General features: G+C 68.9%; 21 protein-coding genes and 2 pseudogenes. 7 read left to right on the top strand and 16 right to left on the bottom strand.

What is annotated here, in order from left to right; translation table 11 throughout:
* Positions 1-170 precede the first annotated feature (170 nt).
* The 3 genes and pseudogenes from LN251_RS37070 to LN251_RS37060 form a co-directional block, all read right to left on the bottom strand.
* Entirely contained in the window at positions 171-479 is a 309-nt protein-coding gene (locus LN251_RS37070) for a hypothetical protein (RefSeq protein ID WP_458249505.1), read from the bottom strand.
* 264 nt (positions 480-743) lie between these two features.
* Positions 744-845, bottom strand: a pseudogene (locus tag LN251_RS37065) (carbohydrate ABC transporter permease); the annotation flags it as partial.
* Positions 846-896: 51 nt separating this feature from the next.
* A complete protein-coding gene (locus tag LN251_RS37060) occupies positions 897-2,723 on the bottom strand; it encodes a glycoside hydrolase family 2 protein (RefSeq protein WP_458248548.1) in 1,827 nt (608 codons plus the stop codon).
* Positions 2,724-2,889: 166 nt separating this feature from the next.
* Here LN251_RS37060 and LN251_RS37055 point away from each other — a divergent pair, with 166 nt between their 5' ends.
* Positions 2,890-3,906: a LacI family DNA-binding transcriptional regulator gene (locus tag LN251_RS37055; protein WP_458248547.1), complete on the top strand. Its 1,017-nt coding sequence runs from the start codon at positions 2,890-2,892 to the stop codon at positions 3,904-3,906.
* A 125-nt stretch (positions 3,907-4,031) separates the two neighbouring features.
* Here LN251_RS37055 and LN251_RS37050 read toward each other — a convergent pair whose 3' ends face one another.
* Entirely contained in the window at positions 4,032-4,622 is a 591-nt protein-coding gene (locus LN251_RS37050) for an SMI1/KNR4 family protein (protein ID WP_458248546.1), read from the bottom strand.
* A 370-nt stretch (positions 4,623-4,992) separates the two neighbouring features.
* On the opposite strand from LN251_RS37050, the gene LN251_RS37045 reads away from it, so the two are divergent.
* Positions 4,993-5,748 carry an STAS domain-containing protein gene (locus tag LN251_RS37045; protein WP_458249504.1) on the top strand — a complete coding sequence of 252 codons (756 nt, stop codon included), beginning with the start codon at positions 4,993-4,995 and terminating at the stop codon, positions 5,746-5,748.
* Between the two features lie 294 nt (positions 5,749-6,042).
* Here the strand turns inward: LN251_RS37045 and LN251_RS37040 are convergent, their stop codons facing one another.
* The 7 genes from LN251_RS37040 to LN251_RS37010 all read right to left on the bottom strand — a co-directional run bounded on the left by LN251_RS37040 (position 6,043) and on the right by LN251_RS37010 (position 11,864).
* Complete coding sequence (locus tag LN251_RS37040) at positions 6,043-6,579, bottom strand: hypothetical protein (protein ID WP_458248545.1); 537 nt, start codon at positions 6,577-6,579, stop codon at positions 6,043-6,045.
* An 862-nt stretch (positions 6,580-7,441) separates the two neighbouring features.
* On the bottom strand, positions 7,442-7,801 hold the full coding sequence (locus tag LN251_RS37035) for a hypothetical protein (protein WP_458248544.1): 360 nt from the start codon (positions 7,799-7,801) through the stop codon (positions 7,442-7,444).
* Between the two features lie 558 nt (positions 7,802-8,359).
* A complete protein-coding gene (locus tag LN251_RS37030; RefSeq protein WP_362994398.1) occupies positions 8,360-9,160 on the bottom strand; it encodes a hypothetical protein in 801 nt (266 codons plus the stop codon).
* A complete protein-coding gene (locus tag LN251_RS37025) occupies positions 9,147-9,806 on the bottom strand; it encodes an ABC transporter ATP-binding protein (protein WP_458248543.1) in 660 nt (219 codons plus the stop codon). Before LN251_RS37025 ends, LN251_RS37030 begins: the two co-directional genes overlap by 14 nt.
* A gap of 11 nt (positions 9,807-9,817) precedes the next feature.
* Positions 9,818-10,525, bottom strand: coding sequence for a TetR/AcrR family transcriptional regulator (locus tag LN251_RS37020; RefSeq protein WP_458248542.1), 708 nt, complete (start codon positions 10,523-10,525; stop codon positions 9,818-9,820).
* Between the two features lie 7 nt (positions 10,526-10,532).
* Positions 10,533-11,054, bottom strand: a complete 522-nt coding sequence (locus tag LN251_RS37015) for a hypothetical protein (RefSeq protein WP_458248541.1) — start codon at positions 11,052-11,054, stop codon at positions 10,533-10,535.
* Between the two features lie 528 nt (positions 11,055-11,582).
* Positions 11,583-11,864, bottom strand: a complete 282-nt coding sequence (locus tag LN251_RS37010) for a hypothetical protein (protein WP_458248540.1) — start codon at positions 11,862-11,864, stop codon at positions 11,583-11,585.
* A gap of 172 nt (positions 11,865-12,036) precedes the next feature.
* Between LN251_RS37010 and LN251_RS37005 the strand changes: the two genes are divergently transcribed.
* The 3 genes from LN251_RS37005 (at position 12,037) to LN251_RS36995 (ending at position 14,577) form a co-directional block, all read left to right on the top strand.
* Positions 12,037-13,074 (top strand): PP2C family protein-serine/threonine phosphatase, encoded by a 1,038-nt coding sequence (locus LN251_RS37005; RefSeq protein WP_458249503.1) that lies wholly within the window; start codon positions 12,037-12,039, stop codon positions 13,072-13,074.
* A 34-nt stretch (positions 13,075-13,108) separates the two neighbouring features.
* Positions 13,109-13,645, top strand: coding sequence for a MarR family winged helix-turn-helix transcriptional regulator (locus tag LN251_RS37000; RefSeq protein ID WP_362994391.1), 537 nt, complete (start codon positions 13,109-13,111; stop codon positions 13,643-13,645).
* 251 nt (positions 13,646-13,896) lie between these two features.
* Positions 13,897-14,577 carry a hypothetical protein gene (locus LN251_RS36995; protein ID WP_458248539.1) on the top strand — a complete coding sequence of 227 codons (681 nt, stop codon included), beginning with the start codon at positions 13,897-13,899 and terminating at the stop codon, positions 14,575-14,577.
* On the opposite strand, the gene LN251_RS36990 is transcribed toward LN251_RS36995, so the two are convergent.
* The 4 genes and pseudogenes from LN251_RS36990 to LN251_RS36975 all read right to left on the bottom strand — a co-directional run bounded on the left by LN251_RS36990 (position 14,578) and on the right by LN251_RS36975 (position 18,839).
* Entirely contained in the window at positions 14,578-15,318 is a 741-nt protein-coding gene (locus LN251_RS36990) for a DUF4142 domain-containing protein (protein WP_458248538.1), read from the bottom strand. It abuts the gene before it with no gap.
* Between the two features lie 117 nt (positions 15,319-15,435).
* A pseudogene (locus tag LN251_RS36985) lies at positions 15,436-16,199 on the bottom strand (DUF4142 domain-containing protein).
* A gap of 603 nt (positions 16,200-16,802) precedes the next feature.
* Entirely contained in the window at positions 16,803-17,045 is a 243-nt protein-coding gene (locus tag LN251_RS36980; RefSeq protein ID WP_458248537.1) for a hypothetical protein, read from the bottom strand.
* Positions 17,046-17,159: 114 nt separating this feature from the next.
* Positions 17,160-18,839, bottom strand: a complete 1,680-nt coding sequence (locus LN251_RS36975; RefSeq protein WP_458249502.1) for a chloride channel protein — start codon at positions 18,837-18,839, stop codon at positions 17,160-17,162.
* A gap of 260 nt (positions 18,840-19,099) precedes the next feature.
* On the opposite strand from LN251_RS36975, the gene LN251_RS36970 reads away from it, so the two are divergent.
* The gene (locus tag LN251_RS36970; protein WP_458248536.1) at positions 19,100-19,543 is read left to right on the top strand and encodes a universal stress protein; all 444 of its coding nucleotides are present in this window, start codon (positions 19,100-19,102) and stop codon (positions 19,541-19,543) included.
* Between the two features lie 808 nt (positions 19,544-20,351).
* On the top strand, positions 20,352-21,539 hold the full coding sequence (locus tag LN251_RS36965) for an FAD-dependent monooxygenase (RefSeq protein WP_458248535.1): 1,188 nt from the start codon (positions 20,352-20,354) through the stop codon (positions 21,537-21,539).
* Positions 21,540-21,910: 371 nt separating this feature from the next.
* Here the strand turns inward: LN251_RS36965 and LN251_RS36960 are convergent, their stop codons facing one another.
* Positions 21,911-22,303 carry a hypothetical protein gene (locus LN251_RS36960; RefSeq protein WP_458248534.1) on the bottom strand — a complete coding sequence of 131 codons (393 nt, stop codon included), beginning with the start codon at positions 22,301-22,303 and terminating at the stop codon, positions 21,911-21,913.
* Positions 22,304-22,476: the final 173 nt, after the last annotated feature.

Genomic DNA, 22,476 nt, shown 5'->3' with positions numbered 1-22,476 from the left:
GCGGCCGCTGTCGCATGCCTTCCGACCTTGACGTCCCCGGAAGAATGCCTGGGGGCGGCATCTCGCAAAGCCGTGCTCAAGGTGGCCGCCCGGATATGACCCGTTTCGTCAGTCGGGCGCCACGAACGGTGCGTGTGGGGACCCGACTTGGGCCGGGACCCCACGTTCGGCTACGGCGTCAGGCGAGCTCTCGCCGCCAGTGCCCTCCGCAGGACCTTCTCCCGGTACGGGTTCGCCGGGCTGAGGGCCTTCGCCACCTCCACGGCCTCGTCGAGCAGGGCCAGCCTGCGTTCAGGCAACTCCCTCACCAGGGGTGAGCCGCTCTCCTCCACCAGGACGTACGCCAGCTTCGATCCGTACACCTCCGGTTCGACCTGCGTCAGCAGACGGTAGATCCACAGCCCATCGACGCCTCGCACCACACACCGGTTGGCACTGAGCAGCCTGACCTTCGCCAGCACGACCATGTCCCGATCCATCGATCCCCTTCGTCCCGTCCCTCCCCGGCCGGCGCATGTCCCCCGGTGAGACAGCACGGCGAACGTGCCGGCAGTCGATGACGACTGGCGGCATGTCGGCCGGAGAGTGGATGACGACGAGTCTGCGGGCACGGCACCCTCCGCAACAAGGTCGCACAGGCGTGCGCTTCGTCCTACCGAAAGCTCCTGCGACCAGGCATGATGGACCTGACACTCACTCAACCTTCGCCGCCGTGGGGGTGGCCGGTAGGCCCGAGCGGCGCACTGACCGCCGAGGCCCGTCGTCGCCACCGACTTCACGATGTGCCGCTGGAAGAAGAGGAAGACGACCACCAGCGGCAATGCCGCCAGGACGGCCGACGCGATGAACACACCATCACGGGCGCGACCGCCTGCGGCAGCGCGGGGGAGCGGAAGTCACAGCGTGTCCTCGTAGGCGGCCGGGCGGAGTTGGGCCGCGCGCAGCAGCGCGGTGTCGGCCTTCTCGGAACGGTCGAAGCGGTAGACGCCGTTGCGTTCCTGGAAGACGTCGGTGAGCTGCGTGTAGCAGTAGCCGAACATCCCGGGGTCGCCGAGGAGCACTCCGGTCAGGCCGCGGAACCGCTCCACGAACTCCTGCTCGGTGCACGGCCGTTCGCCGTACCCCCAGGAGGTGCCGGCGTCGTCTCCGGCCGCGGCTGCGGCCTGCGGGTCCCACCAGATTCCGCCGAACTCGCTGCAGAAGTACGGCTGTCCGCGGTAGGGCAGGTTCCAAGTGCGGCCCTCGGGGCCGGTGTTGACGTAGGGCCGGTTCTCGGCCAGACCGTCCATGATCTTGGCGAACCGTGCCGGGTCCTGCTCGTAGCAGTGCGAGTCGTACACGTCCGTCTCCGGCACCCGGTGCGCGTAGCCGGAGGCGTCGATGACCGGACGGGTCGGGTCGGCCTGCTTGGTGGCGAGGAACATGCCGCGGGTGACGTCGTCCAGCACCGTGATGCGGTCGTGCAGGTTCTGGTACGTCTCGTTGAGGGGGCACCAGCCGACGATCGAGGGGTGGGAGTGGTCCCGCTGCAGGGCCTCCAGCCACTGCGTGATGAACGAGGCGTCGGGACGCTGGTTGTCGTCGCGGACGCCGACCTCGCAGCCCCAGTCGCCGAACTCACCCCACACCAGGTAGCCGAGCCGGTCGGCGTGGTAGAGGTAGCGCTCCTCGAAGACCTTCTGGTGCAGCCGGGCGCCGTTGAAGCCGGCCGCGATCCCCAGCGCGATGTCGCGTCGCAGCGCGGCGTCGCTGGGGGCGGTCATGAGCCCGTCGGGGTAGTAGCCCTGGTCCAGCACCAGCCGCTGGAAGACCCGCTCGCCGTTGAGCAGCAGCTCCTTGCCGCGTACGGACACCGAGCGCAGTCCGGTGTAGGAACGTGCCGTGTCGACCACGCTGCCGTCCGGGCCGAGGACCTCGAGCACCAGGTCGTACAGGTGCGGATCGTCCGGCGACCAGGTGCGTCGGCGGTCGTCGGGAACGGTGAGCGCCAGCCGCGGGCACAGGTCCAGATCGGCCCGCCCCTGGGCGGTGACGACGGTGCCGTCGGCGTCGCCGAGAGTGGCGCGGACGCGGTGGCCGGCGACGTTCGCCGTCAGCGGCAGCTCGACCAGGAAGGAACCGGTGGCCAGATCGGGGGTGATGCGGGGGCGGCGCAGGGCGACGGTGCGGGGGACCGGCTCCAGCCACACGGTCTGCCAGATGCCGGTGGTGCGGGTGTAGTGGCAGTGCGAGTTGGCGTACCAGGTCGCCTGCTTGCCGCGGGCCTGCACACCGTGCCGGCTGTCGCGGGCGCGCACCACGACGGTCACCTCCTCGCCGGCGCGGGCCACGTCCCCGAGGTCGGCGGTGAACGGGGTGAAGCCTCCGCGGTGCCGGGCGACCTCCTGGCCGTCGGCCCACACCGTGGTGTCGTGGTCGACCGCCCCGAAGTGCAGCAGCACGCGGGCGCCGGCCCACTCGGCCGGCACGGTCACGGTGCGCCGGTACCAGACGGCCTCCAGGAAGTCCGTCTCGCCTATGCCGGACAGCTCCGACTCCGGGCAGAACGGCACGAGGATGCGATCGGCCAGGTCCCGGTCGGTCAGACCGCGTTCCAGACCGGTGTCGGAGCGGTCGATCTCGAACTGCCACTCGCCGTTGAGATTCAGCCAGGCGTCCCGCCTGAACTGCGGCCTGGGGTACTCCGGGCGGGGTGGCTCATCCGGGTGGTACGGGTCGGGCATGGTGCTCCTCGTAGCGATAGCGCAGGTCGGTGCGATGGTGCGGGGCCGTGCGGGCTTATGGCACCATGCCGATTACATCGATGTAAATGCCCGAGTGGAAGTCCGTTGGCCGGAACCAGCTCCGTGACGATCGGTACGATCAACGACGTCAGGAAGGAAGGGCAGCGTGGCGGCCAGACCCAGGATCAAGGACGTGGCGGAGTACGCCGGCGTCTCGCCCAAGACCGTCTCCAACGTGATCAACGACTACGAACACGTCTCGGAGCAGAAGCGCACGGCCGTCCGCGAAGCCATCGAAGCCCTCGGTTACCGCGTCAACATCGCGGGCAGGCAACTGCGCCAGGGGCGCACCGGCATGATCACCCTCGCCGTGCCCGAACTCGACGTCGCCTACTTCGCCGAACTGAGCCGGCATGTCATGGACGTCGCCGGCCGGCACGGCCGCACGGTGCTGCTGCACCAGACCGGCGCCGATCGCGAGCGCGAACTGGCCGCGCTGCACGGCTTCGACACCCAGTTCTGCGACGGAGTGATCCTCAGCCCGCTCTCCCTGCTGCCCCGCGACCTCGCCACCCGCGACCGGCGGCTGCCCATGGTCCTGCTCGGCGAGCGCTCACCGGAGGGCCACACCGACCACGTCGGCATCGACAACGTGCGCGCCGCCCAGGACGCCACCGAGCACCTGCTGGCCCGAGGGCGCCGCCGCATCGCCGTGATCGGCGGCGCCCTCCGCGGGCGCCAGGGCACCGACCGACTGCGCACCGACGGCTACCGCGCGGCCCTGACCGCCGCCGGTATCCCCTTCGACGCCGGCCTGGTGGTGCCGGTGGACGCCTTCCACTGGCGCGACGGCGCGGAAGCGGCGACGCGACTGATGCGGAGCGCCACCCCGCCGGACGCCCTGCTGTGCCTGAACGACAACATGGCGTTGGGCGCCCTGCGGGCGCTGTACGAGACGGGCGTGCGGGTACCCGGCGAGGTGGACGTCGTCGGCTTCGACGACATCGAGGCCTCGCGCTACAGCGTGCCCAGCCTGACCTCCGTCGCCCCCGACAAACGCGAGATCGCCCGGGCCGCGGTGTCCCTGCTGCTGGAGCGGATCGACAGCCCGGACCCGGCCGGCCCGTGCCGGGACGAGGTGGTCGGCCACCGGCTTGTGGTGCGGGAGAGCAGCGGCGGCTGAACAGACCGCAGGGGCGGCTTCTCTGGGTTCACGGCTGGGCCCACCCGGTGTCCGACTGTCGAGGCCCGCTCCATCGGTAACGGCTGCGTCTCTGCGTCGGAGTTCGGCATCAAGCGAAGGCCGCCTCACTCGGCCCGCCACCAGCCCCGTCCGACATGCCAGTCCCTCACCCAGTGCAGAAAATCGCCCTCCAGAGGATCGGACGGAGAGTCCGCATAGGGGGCGGCGCATCCGTCTCCGAGCCACCACACCCGGCCGCGCTGCGGCCCGGTCACCACCAGCGTCCAGTACTCACCGGGTCTGTCGCTGCCCAGCAGCACCGAGCCATGTTGGTACGTCTTGTGCAACAGGGATGAGTGGAGACCGTGGTCGTAGTAGTCGTACTCCCACTGCCATTCCTCCTCGAGCGGGAAGGGCTGGTCCAGCGTGCGGGCTGTGGTGCCGTCGAACGGCTCGGGGCTCATCCAGCAGTCCGCTTCCCAGACGGCCCAGCTTTGCGGCTTCTCTCCCAAGGGCAGCAAACCGCCTTCGTCTGGCGGGCCGGCGTCAGTGCCGTTCGCGATCTCAGCCACGAACATGCGATACGGCTCAGGCAAGACCACGGCGTGACTGCGCTCCCATGCCCGAAGCGCCTCCCAGCCCAAAGGGGCGCGTCGGCTACCTACTGGCAGAGCCGCATGCAGGATGGTTGTCGCCTCCGAGATCGTGTCTTTCACGCCCTACAGGTATCACCGCGCACCGACACTTTGACCTCGGGACGACCGGAGGCAGCGCGCACGCAGCCGGTGGGACCGCGCGAGGCAAACGCAGCGAGCGGTTCTCCGACCCCATCCCCACCGACCCTCGTTTCCACGGCGACAAGTTCTTCGTCAAAGTGCGCGGCAAACACATGCCACCCTCGTGTTCGTGGCCCTGGTCGCCGTCGAGGCAACCGACCTCATCTTCGCCGTCGTCGGCACCGGTGCGGGAGCGCAGGTTGACGCCGTAGGCGAGCAGCGCCAGCAGATCCTCGGCTCGGCGGCAGGTCTCTTACCCGTGACGGTCGTGCGGGTGACAGAGCAGTGGCAGGTTGACCGCGCAGCGTGCATGGGCACGAGTCCCATGAGAGGCCACCGAACTCTCCGGATGGTTGATGGAGCTCTTTGCCTTGTGCAAAGATGGCGAGGTGGAGGCGAAGCCCATGCTTCCTGGAGCGCCGGGAAGTCTGGTCGGCACCTGTTCCCGAGCTGTCCCGGAAAGTCGATGCCACCACATCAGAGCACCCCTTACGGGGACAAGAAGGTCGATCCCTCGCCCGTGGGCGATGCGTCGCCCCGAACGCACGTACCTTCGGAAACGGTCGGGTCGTCACGGCTGTCCATTCGGTGCGAAGTGCAAGAGAAGCTGCCACCGCGCGTGACGGTGCATCTCGTGGGAGAACTCGACGCCGACACCGCGCCTGCCCTCCGGGAGACTCTGGCCGCGTTCGCCGCCCGTTCCTCCGGGGGCCTACTGGTGCTGGACTTGTCGGGCATCACTTTCTGCGACACCGCGGGGCTCTACACATTGCTGGGCCTTCGCCAGGCTCTTCCTCTGGCTGGCGTAGACGTCCTGCTCACCGGGGGCCGGCGCCGAACTCCGGGCCGGCGCGACCCGGGCGGGCCTGCTCAGCCGGCTCGGCTTGGGAGAAGACAGCTGAACTCGCAACCGGGAGACCCGCACGGTCGGCCAAACGACTTGTCCGACGAGCGACGGGTGCTGTTGGAGCCGGTGGTCTCGGCATGGAAGACCGACCATCCGTCCCTGACGAGACGCCAGGGCCGGTACAAGACTTCGATCGGGAGATCGAGAGCCTGGCGGTGACCGCAAGACGCTCTTTGCCCTCCGCCGGCGACCGCGGAGTCAGCCGAGGCGCCGCCTGCCCCGCCGCCCCATCCGGCCTGTCAGTAGGTCGTCGATGCCTCGGCCGACATTGCTGGACCGATGCGTGCGCGACCTGTGCCAGGCATTCGACCTCAGCTCAAGGGCCTGGTCAGCCTGTGCGTCCTCGCCGAGACTGAACCGGTCCTGTCCGTTCAGCGATGCCCGTAGCAGCTCTCCGCATACCACCCGTCCGTCATGGCTGCCGCACTCGCCATCCGGCTCACGACACGATCACTAGTGACCCGTCCTACGGAGCCACTGCATCGTTATGACGAGCTCTTCGCCGAAGTCCTCGCAGAGCGCGAGCAACTCACGACCCGTGGACGAGTCGGGCAGCCCTGCGGAATCGGGGAGATCCCCGAGAGCAACGTGGCAGGCGGTCTCGACGGCAAAGTGGCGCGACGCGAAATAGCCCTCGCTCCTCCGGTCCTCCAGGTTGGCGAGGTACTGGTGGTGGGCTTCCTCCGAGGGGTGGGGGTAGAGGGAGTCCTCGACGAGACCGTCGAGGTAGTTCGCCAGGCCGGTCGAGGTTTCGATCACTCGCTCGACCTGGTCCACGCCGGGCTTGTCCATCAGTTCGCCGAAGGTCAGCAGGTTGCTGATGGTCTCCAACTGGAAGAGCTGCACTGCGTCCGGGGCGACTTCGGAGGTGAAGAGCGGGGCCGTGCACAGCTCGGCGATTGCTGGCCGGTATGCGCGATCCGCCGGTTCGCCAGGGGGCGATGCCGCCAGTCGGAACAGCGACTCCAGCACGGACTGGTCGACGCCCACTCTGCATCCAATTCGAACGCGAGCAGCGGCGCGCGCCAACGCCACAGGGCCAGGACGGCCGCCTGACGCTGGTGAACAGGCTTCACGTCCGCCGATCGCTCGATCCGTACCACGTTCTTGAGTCAGCCTTTCCGATCCGCCGTCCCCGACCGCCCTCTGCCTCGGGACACTGTAGGAGCCGTCGAAGAACCACGTGACTGCCAGGACAGTGCCTGACACAAGGCAGCTTCGAGAAGTGGTCGTACGCTGCAGATTGCCCTCTCGACGAGCAGGTGGCCGGTTCCCTGATTCTGGAGGAGAAGGCCCTGTCGTCGACCGGGCGGTCTGGCTCGCTGTGGACGGCGCGGTGGTTGATAGGCAGTCCGGCTACGCCGTGGGGCACGGGCCGTTCGGTGGCTCGCGGCGAACAAACGGTGACGGGCTCTGGCCATGCGAACGGACAATATGCTGACATCTCCTTTGGGGCTGTGCGCAGCGGCCGGGGCCTCGGGTCGCACTTGCGCGGGGGCGGTTCCTCAGTTGGTCGTGGCAGCACGGCCCGGTGACATCCCGACGGCGATTACGCGATCACTCGGAAGTACTACCTGCCGATGACCTCATATGCCGATGGGAGTCCCAAGTCGATGCCTGGTGACTTGCGCGCGTCTGGGCAGCGTCCGCGAAAACTTTCTGCCGGTACAGGCCTCGCCCCTTGATCAGAACGGGGGCGCCCGACCGGCATGCGTCGCGGCCAACGGGGCCCCGCGACTGACAGGTTGGCCACCGCGTTCGTTTACGCCGCGGTCGGGACCGGCCGCTTCAGTTGCTCGTGTGCGCGTGGCCGGTTCGTCGTGTCCAGGCCGGTGGGGCCTGGACCGCACCGCTAAAGCAGGCGCTCGACCTGCTGCAGTTGCTTGCGCACCATTTCCACATCGGTGAGGGGCCGCTCCATCACGACGTACAGGAAGAGGCCCTCGTGCGTCCGGCGGTTCAACGGCCGAATGAGGTGGTACTCCGTGTCGAGCGTGACCAGGATGTCTTCGAGCTGTTCAGGTCGGTAACCGCCCAGGGTCATGGCGGAGAGCTTGGCTCGTACGACGTCGGTCTCGCCGTTCGCGGCGCGAACCAGGTCGAGCCCGTCCGGACTTCCCAGTGCTCCCAGTGTCATGCGGCTGACGTAATCGACGACCGCCACGCCCAGCACGCCTTGGATCCGCATCGCCTGACGAAGGGCGATGTTCATCAACGACACTGTGGTCTCCCTGGGCGCATGGCTGTGAACCGAACTCGCAACACCTTTGCATCGTGCCATGATTCATGGTGGGCGGGGTCGGGAACGCGGTGCCACGGGTGGCTTCAGTGAGCGTTCCGCCTGGAATCGACGTGGCTACAGGGGGGGGGGATGGCGGCCGGCCCTGCAGATCGAATCGTATGGCCGCGGACGTGGATGCCGAGCAGCGTGTTGTGCCGTCGTCGCCTGACGAGCCGTCGGCGCGCATCGGCACGGCAACGGACGTGGCGCTCATGTTGCACATTGCGCGCGCGGCCACTTGCTGGGCGATGGACCACGGTGCCTGCGCGGAAGCGCGTCTCGCCGTCTGCTTGGATGGCCGGTGCCGCAGTGGGGGGCACCCGCCAAGGTGTTGGCTCGGAACTGAGTGCCGGTGTGTGCGGCGCGCCGGGGTGTTTGTGACGGCCTTCGCGCGGGGAGCGCTCAAGGCCTATGACGGCATTGACGAGCCACCGGCCGAGTTGCGGGTGCCGCGACGCTTCGAAGCACCCGTCGGCTTGCAGGGGCGGGTCAGGTTCCGGTGCGCCCGCGATCGCGGGTCCTGATCCGGAAGATGACCAGGCCGACGGCGCCGAATGCTGCGGCCCAGCCCAGGCCGAGTGCCAGGTGGCCCCACAGCACGGTCCTCCCGAAGGAGCCGCCGACGGCGAACTGCATGGGGCCGAAGGAGGGGAACCATTCCAGGAGGGGCTTGTTGGCGAGCGGGTTGCCCAGCGGATTCTGCAGGAAGGTGTCCATCAACCCACCCATGATGATGAGGAAGAAGCCCTCCAGATCGTGTTTGACCAGCACGCCGAGCAGCAGACCGAGGGCGCCGTAGGCCAGCGCGATGGCGGCGAAACCGGTGAGCACGGCGAACCAGCCACCCACGGTGGGTCGCCAGAAGAAGAGCATGGCGAGCGCGGTGTAAAGGGCGATCGCCGCGGCGACGCAAGCAATGGCCAAAGACTTGGCTCCGATGAGCGTGGTCTGCCGGTAACCGGCGAAGACCAGGCGCCGATCGAAGGCGAGAGCTTTGCGAACGGCGTCGAAGACGACGAACCCGGCGATCATCGTGACCGAGTTGAGTCCGGCCGAGATCAGTGTCAGGTGGCCGCCGTCGACGTGAAGGACCTTGCCGGTTGAGTACAGCTTGAAGTCCAGCGGCGTGCCCGCGGCCATGGCGTCCATCATCAGGTACCAGGCGGGAACGAACAGGACGAGCAGTAGCGCGGCCAGTCGGTTACGGGTCTGGTCGCGTATGCAGAACCGCAGCGCTGTGGGGAACTGCCCGTACGACGGTGGCCGTTGCAGGGTGTCAGGCGCTGACATGGTTGTCCTCCCTGGAGGCCGCTCGCGGGGTGAGAAGGCCGTCGGCGAGGTCGGCGAGCAGATCGAAGCGTTCTTGCTCGAAGACGAGGTGCGTGATGATCACGACGGCCTTTCCGTGTCCGCGAAGGTCCTCGACCAGGTCCCAGAACCGGAGGTAGGTCTCCCAGTCGAAACCCTGGTAGGGCTCGTCGAGGAGGAGGACGTCCGGGTCGTGCAACAGGGCCAGGGTGAGATTGAGCTTCTGCCGTGTGCCGCCGGACAGTTCACCGGCGGGGGCGGCCGCGTACTGCTCGTAGTTCAGAAGATGGAGGAGTTCGCGGCCACGGTTCAGGTCGGGCAGGCGGTGGGCGGCGGCGAAGTAGCGCAGGTGCTGCTCGACGGTGAGGCTGGCGTTGAGGACGGGGTCCTGGGGGCAGTAGCCGAGCCTTCCGGACAGGACGGTCTCGCCGTCGTCCGGGGCCAAGGTGCCGGCGAGGATCTTCAGCAGGGTCGACTTGCCCGCCCCGTTCTCACCGACGACCGCCACGAGTTGGCCGGGATCGACCCTGAGGTCGGCGCCGCGCAGGACCGTGTGCCTGCCGAAGGATTTGTGGATGCCGCGGGCTTCGAGCAGGGCCGTGTGCGGACGCGATGAGCCGGATTCCATGCGCGGTCTCCCTAGAGAGTGTCCTCTGGTGGTAGTGGTGGCGCGGCGTTCAGCCCGCCCGCGTAGATGCTCAGCATCTCCGGTGCCCAGCGGCTCATCCCGTCGGGTGACAGCGGGTCCGTGCCGAGGACTTCGGTGAGGCGGTCCCTCAGCAGGAACAGGGCCATGTCGTTGGCCAGGAGTAGGGCGGCGCGCACCGCTGGATCCCGGCCGGGAACGGCCAGTCCCGCTTCCGCCAGGCTGTCCAGGGCGGCCCTGCTGAGTTCGTACAACTGTCGAAACAGCACTCGCCCGGCGTCGGTGTCGGACAGCAGGAGTCGTCGAAGGTAGGAGGGCAGGGGTGAGTCGGCGGGCAGGTGCTGGGCGAAGGCCTCACTCAGGGAACCGGCTCCGGCGGCGGGGTCGAGCAGCTCCGCTCCGCCTTCGCCGGTCAACTCGCCCAGCATGGCCTCGAAGACGTCCAGCACGTGCTGGTCGACTTCCTGACGCAGGCCCTCCTTCGACCCGAAGTGATGCACGACCAGACCCGGCGACACATGGGCGGCGGAGGCGATCTGCCGCACGGTCACTGCATCGGCCCCGTGCGCGGCGAACAGGCGCAGGGCTTCATCGCGGATGATTGCGCGAGTGGTCCGGTCGCTGCGGATTGAACGCATGAACAGGATATTAAACGCACGTTCAATGCTTGTCGAGGGGAGCGGACCGCGGACAGCGGTCATGCATGCCCTACTCGGCGGCCGGAGCGGGGGAGCCGCCGTTGTCCGCAGGTGCGGTGGCCTCGGGCGCACCGTCCGGAGGCGCGCTTTCCGACTGCTGGGAAGTGCCGTCGCGGACTGTTTCGGCGGGGGCGCCCGGGGTGGTGAGCAACCAGGACAGGGCTTCCACGGCCAGGAGGACCGCGGCGACGGCGGTGAGGACGCGGCCCACGCGTCGGCGCCTGGCGCGGTTGTCCAGACACCGCCACGGTGGATAGACGCAGGAGGCCTCCGGCTCCCACAGCTCACCGACGGCGTCCAGCGGCTCAGGCTTGGGTGCCTCGCGTCTCGTCGGGGGAATGGTCTCCTCGTCCCCAGCGGCGGGGTGTTGACGCATGCGGCCCGCTCGCTCCCGCGCGGACGGTTCCCTTCGGGCGGAGGCGCGAATGGCGTCTTCTGTGTCGGTGAGGAACTTCTGCCACACGCTGTCGGAGAACGCCGGCACGTCCCCATGCCCGTCCGTAGGCCCGGCGTCGTCCGCTTCAGGCGCCACGGTCCCTCTCCTTGTCGACCTAAGCTTCGCCGTCCGGGAAGAGACGGCGCGCGGCGCAACCGGAACCCGACGTATCGCCGGGTTCAGCCGAGACGCGGTGTGCGCGCAGTGGCCGAGGGCGGACGGCGGGTGGCTCGCCGGCGGCCGGCGATCGCCTGACCCGCGATGGTGTGCCGATCACTCCTGGGCGCTGGGCGACCCGGCCGCCGGTTCGCTCCGCAGCTATGCTTGCATGATGCAAAGTAGGAACGCCAGTGGAGGCGAACGGATTTTGCCGGGCCGAGAGGATCGGCCTTGCACAGGATTCAGGACAGCCGCGAATCGGGCCCGGCCTCCGGCCTGACAAAGGGGATCGCCCTGCCGGTCTCGCGGAACTCCGTGTCGCTGCCGTCCGGGGGGAAGCCCATGAAACGGCACAGACGGCGGGCGATACGGGGTGACGCCGTGCGCGACGGGACATGGCCTCCGTGCCCTCCTCCGGAGTGAGGAAGCGGGCGGTGACGGCAGAGTGCCGGGTGCCCACCTCGATCACGATTTTCGGCTGCGCGCGCACGTTGCGGTACAGGCAGCCTGCGGGCCGAAACCGGAAGCGACCGTCCAGGCAATGTCCGCCGCGGCATACTCCACTACTTCGAGCACCGCCCGGCGCTCGGTTCCGGTGACCCGTCCGGTGTGGTGCAGCAACGGCAGAAGCTTGCCGAAAATCCATGCGAGCCCCCAGCGGAAGAGGTGGATGCGGAGGCGCGCCGCGAAGCGCCGCCAGCCTGTGGGCGGTCGCGGCGGGACCGGCGCGCTGGATCGAAGAGGCATCTTCGTCTTCCGGAGGCCGGACGCGGCGGCTCACCGCGTCGATCGGGCAAAGGTTTTGGGACATGTGCTGTCAGAAGCAGTGGGGGACATCCAGACGGGCGTTGCCGGCCCGCAGACGGCTGCCGTGGCCGCCGAGCGAAGATCGGCCTCGGGAGGCGCGCTGCTGTCGTGGATGCCGGTGGCTGTCATGGCGGTGGTCGCCGCAGTGGACGTGATCGCGGGACCTGGAGTGGGCTTTCTGCCGCTGGTCTCGTTGGGCCCGGCGTTCGCCGGACTGGTCGGCGGGTGGCGTCGCACCGCGTCGATCGGCGTGGTGGCTCTGTTGCTCTGCATCGGGTTGGGAACGTACGACGGACTGTTCGAGGGGCGCCGTGGGTTCACAGCGATGGCGTCGGTGGCGGGAGTGACCGGCATCGGGATAGCCGCCGCGGTCACGCGCTCGCGTCGGGAAGCGGAGCTGGCCAGCGTGCGGTCGATCGCGGAGGTCGCTCAACGAGTGCTGCTGCGGCCGGTGCCGCGCACCGCGGGCGCTCTTCAGGCTGCGGTGTCCTACACCTCGGCTGTCGCCGAGGCGCGCATCGGGGGTGATCTGTACGAGATGGTGGCCTCACCGCACGGGATAAGAGTGATCGTGGGCGACGTACAGGGCAAGGGGCTGGCTGCGGTCGAGACGGCCGCCGTGGTGCTCGGCGCCTTTCGCGAGGCGGCGCACGACGAACCCGACCTGGTGGGGGTGGGCGAGCGACTCGAGCGCAGCGTGGCGCGGGAACTGCAAGGGGAGAAGTTCGTCACCGCCATCCTCGCGGAGATCGGCACGGATCATGGAGTCGTCTTCCTCAACTACGGCCATCCCGCCCCGATGGTCGTGCGCAACGGGCGCGTCGACTTCCCGGAACCGCAGGTGTACGCCCTCCCGCTGGGGCTGGGCGGCCACGACGGTGGACCGAAGCCCTATCGAGTGGATTTCGCGCCCGGCGAACAACTGCTGTTGTACACCGACGGTGTCACCGAGGCCCGGGATGCCGAGGGGGCCTTCTACCCCCTCGGTGAGCGGGCGGAATTACTGCAAGAGCCCGATGCCGAGCGAGCTCTGGCAATCCTGCGCGAGGACCTTGTGCGGCATGCCGACGGACCGCTGCACGACGACGCCGCGATGCTCCTGCTCCGGTATCACGGTCACGGGGAAGGAAAATCTGTTCCCATCACGTGAGTGAGCAGCGACTTCGACACGGTAGAAAGGAGATATGCCGGAGCACGAGAACACCGCGGGAACGATGGACGATGTCGACGCGGTTACCAGGGCGGTATTGACCGCTTCCCGACTGTTGGTGGCTGTTTCGGCCCGTTCCCTCGCCGAGGTCGAGGAACGGGTGACGCTGCCGCAGTTCCGCATGCTGGTGGTGCTGTCCACCCGTGGTGCCACCAAGTTGGTGGCACTCGCCGAGTTGCTCCAGGTGGCGCCCTCGACGGCGATGCGGATGGTCGACCGGCTGATCGCGGCCGGACTCGCCGATCGCCAGACCAATCCCGGCAACCGCCGGGAGACCCTGCTGCAGCTCACCGACGAGGGGCGTCGTACCGTCGAGGACGTCACTGCGCGCCGACGTGCAGAGATCGCCGCCATCGTGGCCCGGCTGGGCCCGACCCAGCGCCTGGCGCTCATCGAGGCTCTGGGTGCCTTCAACCGAGCGGGCGGAGAACCGCCGGCCCCCGGTGCCGACGACCCGGAACCGCACCCGCTCGGCTGGGTGGTGGACGGCGTGATGTCGCACGAGGGCTGAGGCCTCAGCCGGGAACTGTTCAACGAGGACGTTCTTCTCATCTTCACCTTCATCTTGCATAATGCAAAGAAGTTGTGAGGGCTGAGGCACACCGCCCCGTTCCGGGCCGAGCGCGTCGGAGGAGTCGAGGCCCAGGCCGGGCCGTGCCTCGCTGGTGGCCCGCGTGACCGCTGCCGGCAGGAGCGGGGCGAAGGAGTGTGGGAGTCGTGCGCCGAAGGCAATGCCCTTCGTCCTCCTCGGAGCCGTCACTCATGGCGCACCTGCGTGCCTTTGTGTGGGGGCCGGCGGAGTTCGTAGGGTCGCCGCCCGGGTGGCTGGTCGGGGAGGGAATCCTCGCCGGATTCCTCGGTGCCGGGTCGATCGTCGGTACAGCCGTCTTCGGCGCGTGGACGGGCAGGCCCTATATGGCCGACGGGGCCGCGGGGCTGGTCTGTGCCGTCGCGCTCACCCTTTACCTCTTCCTCGTGCGAGCCGGACGGGCCCTGGTCGGGGTCGCCTGTCTTCTCGGTGTGTGTCTTGCGCTGCAGGCTCCGCAGGCGGCGGACGGGTTGGTGCTGGCGGCACGGGGGCAGGTGCAGGCGGTGGTCGTGACCTCGGTCGATGACGGTCAGGCGGTGGACGGTGCGACCGGGCGGTACCTGTGTTCGGTGGTGGATGGCGAGGGCATACCGCTCAAAGTCCGTATCTGGCGCGGTTGCCGACGGACCACTCGTCCGGGAGACGCGCTCGCCGTCGTCTACGATCCCGAGGGGCGGGTCCCTCCGCGTGGTGCGCAGGCGGGATCCGGTGCGGCCGGGTCGCTCGACGACCTGGTTCCTTGGGGCGCGGCTTTCGTCGCCAGCTGCGTCGTCGCCGTCGTCCGCTCCTACCGTCTCTCCTCTGCCGCCGGTTCTCCGGCGCGCCCGGGGCTGGGCGGTGATGTCCACCGCTGATCACCCGGCGGACGGCGTGGGTGTCGGCGAGGCGGTGTTGATGTTCAGGTCGGGGCGGGGACTGAGCACGACTATGGGGACGCCCGGTTGTACCGCGGGCGGCGTGAGCTGTTCCTTGGGAAGCTTCGGCGGGGTGGTCTGCTGGAAGTTGGCCTGGTCGAAGTTCACCACGCCGGTTTTCTCCAGCACGGTGATGTGGTCCAGAACGGTGTCGTTGGCCAGATCGGCCAACTGACGAACGAGCCTGTTCTCGGTACTGGCGCGGATCTTGGCGATGGCGGGGAAGATCTGACCATGGGTCACGCGCATGATGTTCGCGGCGGTGCTGTCGAACTGCCTGCCGGACTGGGCCGCCGATGTCTGCACGAACTGCTGCTGTTGTGGGGTGGCCTGGTTCGGGAGCGTGATGTTGAGTTCAGGGGCGATCTTGCGGCACAGATCGTCCAGACCGGCGTGTCCGACGATCAGGTGCTTGCCGGCTTCCCTCATCTCAGGAGTCGAGCCCTTCTGCAGCGCCAGTTGGCCCAGCGGGTACTCCCACAGGCCCGCGGAGCGGACCTTGACGACGAAGTCGCGGTCGGCCTCGGTGAGCGGCCCGTGCGGGGTGTTGGCGATGATGCGGCTCGGATCAGCGGACACGGTCTGCATGCCGAGCAGCGCGGGGTAGGCGAGCGCGCTGAGGGTCAGGCCCAGCGCGCCGATCATGACGACGGTTCCGGCCTTGCCGACAGGGTTGGGCATGGCGCCTCCAGACGTGAGCGGTCCTGTACGCCGAGGGGTACGGACGCACCGCCTAGTCTGATCATTGCCCTGGGTAAAATTTGCATGCCGTCGGCGGACGTCGGTCCGAGATCCAGGTCATCCCGTTGTGGGAGAGGCGGCTGGGGTGGGTTCGGCAGCCGGTCCTGTCGGGACACCCGCGGTCGGCAGCCCCGGGGGAACGGTCAGGGTGATCAAGGGCGCTCCAGGTTGCGGCACCGGGGTGTGACCTGGTTGGACGGCAGCTTGGGAGGAGTCGTCTCCTGGAAGTTCACCTGATCGAAGTTGACCAGCCCGGTCTTCTCCATCTGGGTGATGTGATCCAGCACCACATCGTTGGCCTGGTCGGCCAGTTGGCGCACGAGGGTGTTCTCGGTGGTGGAGCGGATCTTGGCGATGGTGTTGAAGATCGACCCGTGAGTGACGCGCAGGATGTTCGCGAAGTCGCTGTCGAACTGCTTGCCCGTATCGGATTTGAACTTGTCCAGGAAGCCCTGCTGCTGCGGTGTGGGCTGGTTGGGAATCGTGATGTTGAGCTCGGGGGCAATCTTCCGGCAGTTGGCGTCGAGTGCTGCGTGTCCGATGACCAGGTGCCGGCCGGCTTCGCGTACGGCTGCGCTCGTTCCCTTCTCCATGGCCAACTGCCCTGAGGGCCCCTCCCACAGTCCGGCGGAGCGTACGAACACGACGAAGTTACGGTCGGCCTCGGTGAGCGGACCCCATTGGGTACTGGCGATCACACGGACCGAGTTGCTGGAGGTGGTCTGGATGCCGAGCATGCTCGGATAGGCCAGGGCGGCGAGGGTCACGCTCAGTGCGCCGCCGACGAAGATGGTTCCGATGCTGCTGCGTGAGATGGGCATGGTGCTCCAGGTGCCGACGGTGTGGACGCCGTGGAATACGGATCCGCGGGAAAAGAAATCCTTTGTCGCAGGTAAAGGTTGCACTATGCCATATAGCTGCAAGATGCGGGGCAGAGCGGCCATCGCTCCCCGGACCGGGCTCCTCCCGATCGGTGGCGAGAGCGGCCGGACGAGTGGCCCGCACCTCCGTGCGCCCGGCTGCCCTGCCTGGCCCGGTCCGACGAGCGACTCCACTTCCACTCACGGGCGAGCCGCTTGCCGGCCCGGATGAGATGCCTCGAAGCGACAGCGGATGGCCTGGGGATGGTCGGTTGCGGTATCAAGGCGGGGCTGTCCACGTGCGTCAGAACGTACGGTGCGTCGCCGTTCCCGGATCGGCAGGCCCCGCCGGGAGCAGGCGAGCCACGTCGTGCAAGCCCTGCCTGCCCCCGGCCCGGTCGGTCGACGCCACAGGGGCGGGCGGTGGCCGCGGGGCGCGGGACGTCGAGGGTCAGGTCCATCCGGCGCCGGCCGTATGGCAGGACCGGTCACGTGGGGAACCCGGCTTTCGAGGGTGGTGGGGACTTTGCCTCGCAAACGTCGACCGTTGTGCCGAGCGGGCCGTCACTCGTACCGCTGCGCAGTCGAGACCCGGCCAGGCCGCATGATGCGGATCTTGCGGCTCTCGCAGGCCGGGCAGCGCGGGGACTGCAGGGGTGAGGGCACCGACACGCCGCCGAGGTGATAGACGGCCATGATGCGGTGGTGTTCGTCCGATGTGAGGTCGATGTCGTAGGTGTCCTCCCAGCCGTGCCCGCATTCGAGGCATGCGAACGAGTACGAGCGCTGGATGTGCTGCGAGTGCATGGTCCGCCTCCCTGGTGTTGTTCGGATGACGCCCTCCCCCTACCCCTTATTGCATAGTGCAAAAGTGTTCGCAGTGGTGGATGCCGACCGCTCCGCATGAGGCTGCCAGCATCCTCAAACGGTCCTGTGGACCGCGCGGAGGGCGCTTTGGTGGCTGAGCCATCCGACGGGCGTGCCGTGTGCGTCGTCGAGGACGGGCAGGCCGGTGCCGGCGGCGGACAGCAGGGTGTGCAGGGCTTGGGCCAGGGGCTGGCCGACGGTGATCGGAGACGGGGATTCGGCCAGCTGCCCGACCCGGGTCGGTGCCGCCTCGGGCTGTTCCGCCAGGGCCTCGGCGACTGTCTGCGCGGTGACGACACCGACATACGCGCCCCTGTCGTCGACCACCGGCAGTGCTCCGTGGCCCGACAGGCTCAGCAGATCGGCGGAGTCCGCCAGGGGCGTGGACGAGGGCAGGGGCGAGGGCAGCGGTTCCATGACGGCGCCGACGTGCTGGGAGCCGATCGGGGCGCCGGGAGCGGGGCCTTCGAGGTCGATGCCGCGGCGGCGCAGTTTGAGGGTGTAGATGGTGTCGCGGGTCAGCAGACGGCTGGTGGCGGTGGCCAGGACGATGGCGAGCATCAGCGGAAGGATGATCGAGTACTCGCCGGTGAGCTCGAAGAGGATGACCACGGCCGTGATCGGCGCGCGTGCCGCGCCGGCGAAGACGGCGCCCATGCCGACCAGGGCGTAGGCGCCCACCGCGCCGGCGGAGTGGGGAAGCAGGTGGTGGACGCCGATGCCGTAGGCCGAGCCCAGCATCGCGCCGATGAACAGGCTGGGCGCGAACACCCCGCCCGAGCCGCCGATGCCGATGGTGAGGCTGGTCGCCAGCATCTTGCCGAGCAGCAGCAGGATCAGGAAGCCGACCGCGTAGTGGCCCTCGGTCGCCTTCTGCAGGACGGGGTAGCCCACGCCGTACATCTGCGGCAGGGCCAGCAGCACCAGTCCCAGGAGCAGGCCGCCGACCGCCGGGCGCAGCCACTCCGGGCCGCGCCAGGCGACGTCGCAGGCGTCCTCGATCAGGTACAGGAAGCGGGAGAAGCCGACCCCGACGACCGCGGCTCCGACGCCGAGCGCCGCGAACAGGGCGTACTGGGAGAGATGGTCGACATGGAAGTCGGGCAGGTTCAGGAAGGCGCTGTCGCCGAAGGCGGCGCGTCCGATGACACTCGCGGTGACGCTGGCGAGCACGGTGGCGCCGAAGGCCTCGGCGCTGAAGGTGCTCAGGATGAGTTCCATGGCGAAGAAGACGCCGGCCAGGGGGGCGTTGAACGTGGCCGCGATGCCGCCCGCCGCGCCGCAGGCGACCAGCAGCTTCATCCTGCCCTCGGTCACCTTCGTGACCCGGCCGAGCGTGGAGCCCAGCGCCGAGCCGATCTGCACGATCGGGCCCTCGCGGCCCACCGAGCCGCCCGAGCCGATGCACAGGGCGGAGGCCAGCGTCTTGACCACGGCGACCTTGGGGCTGATCCGCCCGCCGCGCTGGGCGACGGCGAGCATCACCTCCGGCACCCCGTGCCCGCGGGCCTCCCTGGCGAACCGGTTCACCAGGGGGCCGTACAACAGGCCGCCGACGACGGGGGCGAGCACCACGAAGTACCGGCCCAGCCAGGGCAGGTGCGGATTGCCGGCGCCGGGGGAAGCGGCGTAGTCGGCATGGCCGGAGAGCAGGTGGGTGAAGGTCTTGATGCACCAGCGGAAGACGATCGAGCCGACCCCCGCCCCCGCGCCGACGGTGACGGCCAGCGCCATCAGAGCCCAGGGTGCGGCGCGCAGACCCCCCGGCGCCGGGGCGGGGGCGAGGCGACTCATGGCTGTGCTGGTCACATGCTTTCCATCCGTCGCGGTCCCGCGAGCACTCCGTGCTTCGACATCCATATTTGCATTATGCAAAACGAGTCAAGGGTGTGGCTAATCGGGACCTTGCATCCTCTCCCGGGGCCGAAGGGCCCATGCTGCAGGTGGAACGCCTGCGGCAGCGTTGACGGGCGGAGAGGACATGGAGGTGGAACGTGAGCAATCTGACGTCTCGGCCTGTGATCGTGGTGGGGGTCGACGGATCCGATGCGAGCCGAGCGGCGTTGCGCTGGGCCGCTCGCCAGGCCGGGCTGACCGGCGCTGCACTGCGCATCGTCCAGGCGTGGCGGCTTCCGGCCACCTACGGTATGCCGGCGGACTATTCGGGCGGCGACTTCGAGAAACAGGCTCGTGAAAGCCTGGCGCGCACGGTCGAGGAGACGCTGGGCGAACACCCTGAGATCCCCGCTGACCTCGAGGTCGTTGAGGGCCATCCGGCCGCGGTGCTGACCGAGGCGGCCAGGGCTGCCGACCTCCTGGTGGTCGGCAGCCACGGTCACGGTGCCTTTACGGGCATGCTCCTCGGTTCCGTCAGTCACCACTGCGTGCACCATGCCGTCTGTCCCGTGCTCGTCGTCCGCGCGGACGACGAAGACTGATGCAGTGAGCGGGGCTCGCCCGCCTCGGTGTCCCCGTTGCCCGCGGGCTGCCCGGCCCGTACAGGGCGCGCCTTTCCTCCCTCGGGACACGACCATGAGTCGCCGGCAAGGAGGGCATCGGCCGATGGGGCACCGGGGGGTGAAGCGGCGATTGCCGTGACCAGGACGTTCAGGCGGGACAGGTGTTTCCTCAGCTGCGGTCGGGCGGATCCGGTCGCGGCGAGCGGTTCGATCAGGAAGCCCACGACGACGCCGGCGACAGCGTGGACCGGCGTGCCCGTCCGTCCCGGCGAAGTGGCCATGGCGATCAGGGCCGTCGCGGGGATGGGCCACGGCCGACCGGCAGCGGGAGCGGTCCGGCCCGGCTCCGGCTGCGGTACCTGGGGGTGCCTCCGGGCCGAAGCGCCCGGCAGCCCTGAGGTCGCCTTGCAGGGCGCGAGGCTCGGCCTCGCCGCTGTCCGCGACGGAAGACGGTTCGGTGACCGCGTCGAGGGCGTGTGGGGCGAAGGAAACGGAACGAGGTGCCGTCCGGGCGCGGCGAGCGGCTGACATCGAAGGGCCCCGTGCGGACCGTCTCACACGTTCGTACGCGAATGCCGCGGATGCTTCAACCAGACCCACCTCGCCGGCTCGACCTTCCGGCTCATCGGCGCCAGGACCACCTGGAAGTAATCGGGGCGTCGTCACGTTCATCGCGATCGCCGCAGCACCGCGGCTGAGAGGCGCGCCCCCTTGCACATATGTTTTGCATAATGCAAAAGTGTGGTCTGGGAGGAACGCCAGGCAGCGAAAGGGATGTGGCACACCGATGAGAGCAGTGATCTGCGGGGCCGGCGTCGCAGGGCTGGTATTGGCCGGCCGTCTGCACAACGTCCTCGGCTGGGACGTCGTGGTCCTGGAGAAAGCGCCGGGCCCCCGCACCGAGGGCTACATGACCGACTTCTTCGGACCCGGCTATGACGCGGCTGAGGCCATGGGAGTGCTGCCCTGGTTGGAGGAGCTCGCCTACCCGGTCTCCGAGGCGGAGTTTCTCGACGACCGCGGCCACTGCCACGCCCGTCTGGAGTACGGCCGTCTCGCGCGGTCCCTGAACGGACGGTTGCTGAGCATCATGCGGCCCGACCTCGAGCTCGCTCTGCGAGAACGTCTCTCCCTCGCTGTCGGCCTGCGCTTCGGGGTCGGCCCGGTTCGCATCGACCCGAGTCCGTACGGTGTCCGCGTTACGCTCACCGACGGCACCACCCTTGACGCCGATCTGCTCGTCGGTGCCGATGGTCTGCACTCCACCGTGCGGGCCATGGTCTTCGGCGAGGAGCGACGGTACGTGCGCTATCTCGGCTACCACACGGCCGCGTTCACCTTCGACGACCCCGAGGTGCACAGGGAGCTCGGTCATCGCTTCTGTCTCACCGACTCCGTCGACCGCCAGATGGGTCTGTATGCCCTGCGAGACGGCAAGGTCGCCGCCCTCGCCGTCCACCGCAGTGACGATCCCCGCCGCCCTGAGGACGCACGAGCCGCCCTGCGTCACGAGTACGGTGCACTCGGCTGGCACGTGCCCCGCGCCCTGTCAGGTTGTCCGTCCTCCTCGCAGATCTACTACGACCAGGTGGCCCAGACCGAAGTGCGTTCCTGGAGTCGCGGGCGCGTGGTCCTGGTGGGGGACGCCTGTCACGCCGTGTCCCCGGTGGCCGGGCAGGGCGCCTCCCTGGCCGTTGCCGGAGCCTATGTCCTGGCGGACCAACTCGCCGGTGCCCGGCGTATCGAGGACGCGCTGTCGGGATATGAACGCCTGTGGCGGCCCGTCATCGTCGCCAGGCAGCATGCCGCCCGTCGGATGGCCCGCTGGTTCGTGCCTGCGTCGCCGCGGCGACTGCAACTGCGTCGGACGGCCCTGCGGTTCGCCGGTCTGCCTGGGGCAAGCCGTATCGCGGGCACCACGCTCGTCGGCAGACAGCGGCCGTCGCTGCGTCGGCTCGCCGCAGTACCCGCCTGAATCACGAAGGCGCCTGTGCCGGACACCCCTCCGCGGCGTGATGAGCGCGCGTCACCCGGCTTGTCGGGTAGGGGTACCGAGGCGAGAGGGCAAGATCGCCACCCGCTCGATCCGGGCGGTCACCGTTCGTCTGCGCCGATTCCTGAATCCGCCGACAGCCCGCCCCAGCCGCTGCTGCGGTCTGCCATGCGTCGCGCCTCCGTGTGACCGATGCCGTATCACAATGTCTCACCGGCTCCACCGGCCGCGTACCGGCGCCCCAAGGGGCCTTCATCCGACCGCCGTGGCGGTCGTGGCGCCACCGGCATGCGGCATGCCCGGTGCTCCATTCGACGACCAGTCGTGCGCTTCACCCTCGGCCATCGTGTTCCCTATGAGGTGACGCGCGCCTGGAGGCGGACCAGTCCGGCCACGCCGAACTGCAGGGTCAGCGGCAGCGTGCGCCCGGCGGTGACGCCGCGCACGTGGCGGAGCAGGACCCGGGGTCCGCTGCCGCCCTTCGGGGAGCGGAAGGCGACGGTGGTGCCATCCTCGAGCAGGATCCCGGCGGTGGAGAGTGAGCCGCTGCCCTCGGCCGACTCGGCGCCGGCCAGGTCGGCCCGCCCGCCGCCGGGAGTGGCGACCATGGCCAGGTGCTCGGGGACGCCGTCGTCGTTGCGGATGGTCATGCTCAGGCAGCCGTCACCGGAGCGATCGAGGTGTGCGACGGCGTCCCTGATCGTCAAGTCGACGTCGGCCACCTCCAGATGGACTGAGCCGACCACGGCCCTGCCGGTAGCGGATGCGGAGGCCCTCTCCTGTGAGGGCGCGCCGCTCCCGCAGCCTGCCGCCAGTGCGGCCAGTGTGAAGGACGAGGTGATTGCAAGAAACGTTCGCGTGCGGGTGCCTTCCATCTTTGCAGTATGCCAAGGTCGCTTTCGGGGCATGCTTCCGGCCC

The organism is Streptomyces sp. MAI_2237 (assembly GCF_054189285.1).
Note: the sequence above shows the minus strand (reverse complement) of the source record. Positions and strands in the feature narration are given on the sequence as shown.

What these genes read in the sequence shown, in the direction of transcription:
- LN251_RS37025 (WP_458248543.1), bottom strand. Translation starts at nt 9,806, where the DNA reads ATGGAATCCGGCTCATCGCGTCCGCACACGGCCCTGCTCGAAGCCCGC.
- LN251_RS36965 (WP_458248535.1), top strand. Translation starts at nt 20,352, where the DNA reads ATGAGAGCAGTGATCTGCGGGGCCGGCGTCGCAGGGCTGGTATTGGCC.
- LN251_RS36995 (WP_458248539.1), top strand. Translation starts at nt 13,897, where the DNA reads ATGGCGCACCTGCGTGCCTTTGTGTGGGGGCCGGCGGAGTTCGTAGGG.
- LN251_RS37060 (WP_458248548.1), bottom strand. Translation starts at nt 2,723, where the DNA reads ATGCCCGACCCGTACCACCCGGATGAGCCACCCCGCCCGGAGTACCCC.
- LN251_RS37045 (WP_458249504.1), top strand. Translation starts at nt 4,993, where the DNA reads ATGGGCACGAGTCCCATGAGAGGCCACCGAACTCTCCGGATGGTTGAT.
- LN251_RS37005 (WP_458249503.1), top strand. Translation starts at nt 12,037, where the DNA reads ATGCCGGTGGCTGTCATGGCGGTGGTCGCCGCAGTGGACGTGATCGCG.
- LN251_RS37010 (WP_458248540.1), bottom strand. Translation starts at nt 11,864, where the DNA reads ATGCCTCTTCGATCCAGCGCGCCGGTCCCGCCGCGACCGCCCACAGGC.
- LN251_RS36980 (WP_458248537.1), bottom strand. Translation starts at nt 17,045, where the DNA reads ATGCACTCGCAGCACATCCAGCGCTCGTACTCGTTCGCATGCCTCGAA.
- LN251_RS36990 (WP_458248538.1), bottom strand. Translation starts at nt 15,318, where the DNA reads ATGCCCAACCCTGTCGGCAAGGCCGGAACCGTCGTCATGATCGGCGCG.
- LN251_RS37020 (WP_458248542.1), bottom strand. Translation starts at nt 10,525, where the DNA reads ATGACCGCTGTCCGCGGTCCGCTCCCCTCGACAAGCATTGAACGTGCG.
- LN251_RS36975 (WP_458249502.1), bottom strand. Translation starts at nt 18,839, where the DNA reads ATGGCGCTGGCCGTCACCGTCGGCGCGGGGGCGGGGGTCGGCTCGATC.
- LN251_RS37030 (WP_362994398.1), bottom strand. Translation starts at nt 9,160, where the DNA reads ATGTCAGCGCCTGACACCCTGCAACGGCCACCGTCGTACGGGCAGTTC.
- LN251_RS37070 (WP_458249505.1), bottom strand. Translation starts at nt 479, where the DNA reads ATGGATCGGGACATGGTCGTGCTGGCGAAGGTCAGGCTGCTCAGTGCC.
- LN251_RS37000 (WP_362994391.1), top strand. Translation starts at nt 13,109, where the DNA reads ATGCCGGAGCACGAGAACACCGCGGGAACGATGGACGATGTCGACGCG.
- LN251_RS37035 (WP_458248544.1), bottom strand. Translation starts at nt 7,801, where the DNA reads ATGAACATCGCCCTTCGTCAGGCGATGCGGATCCAAGGCGTGCTGGGC.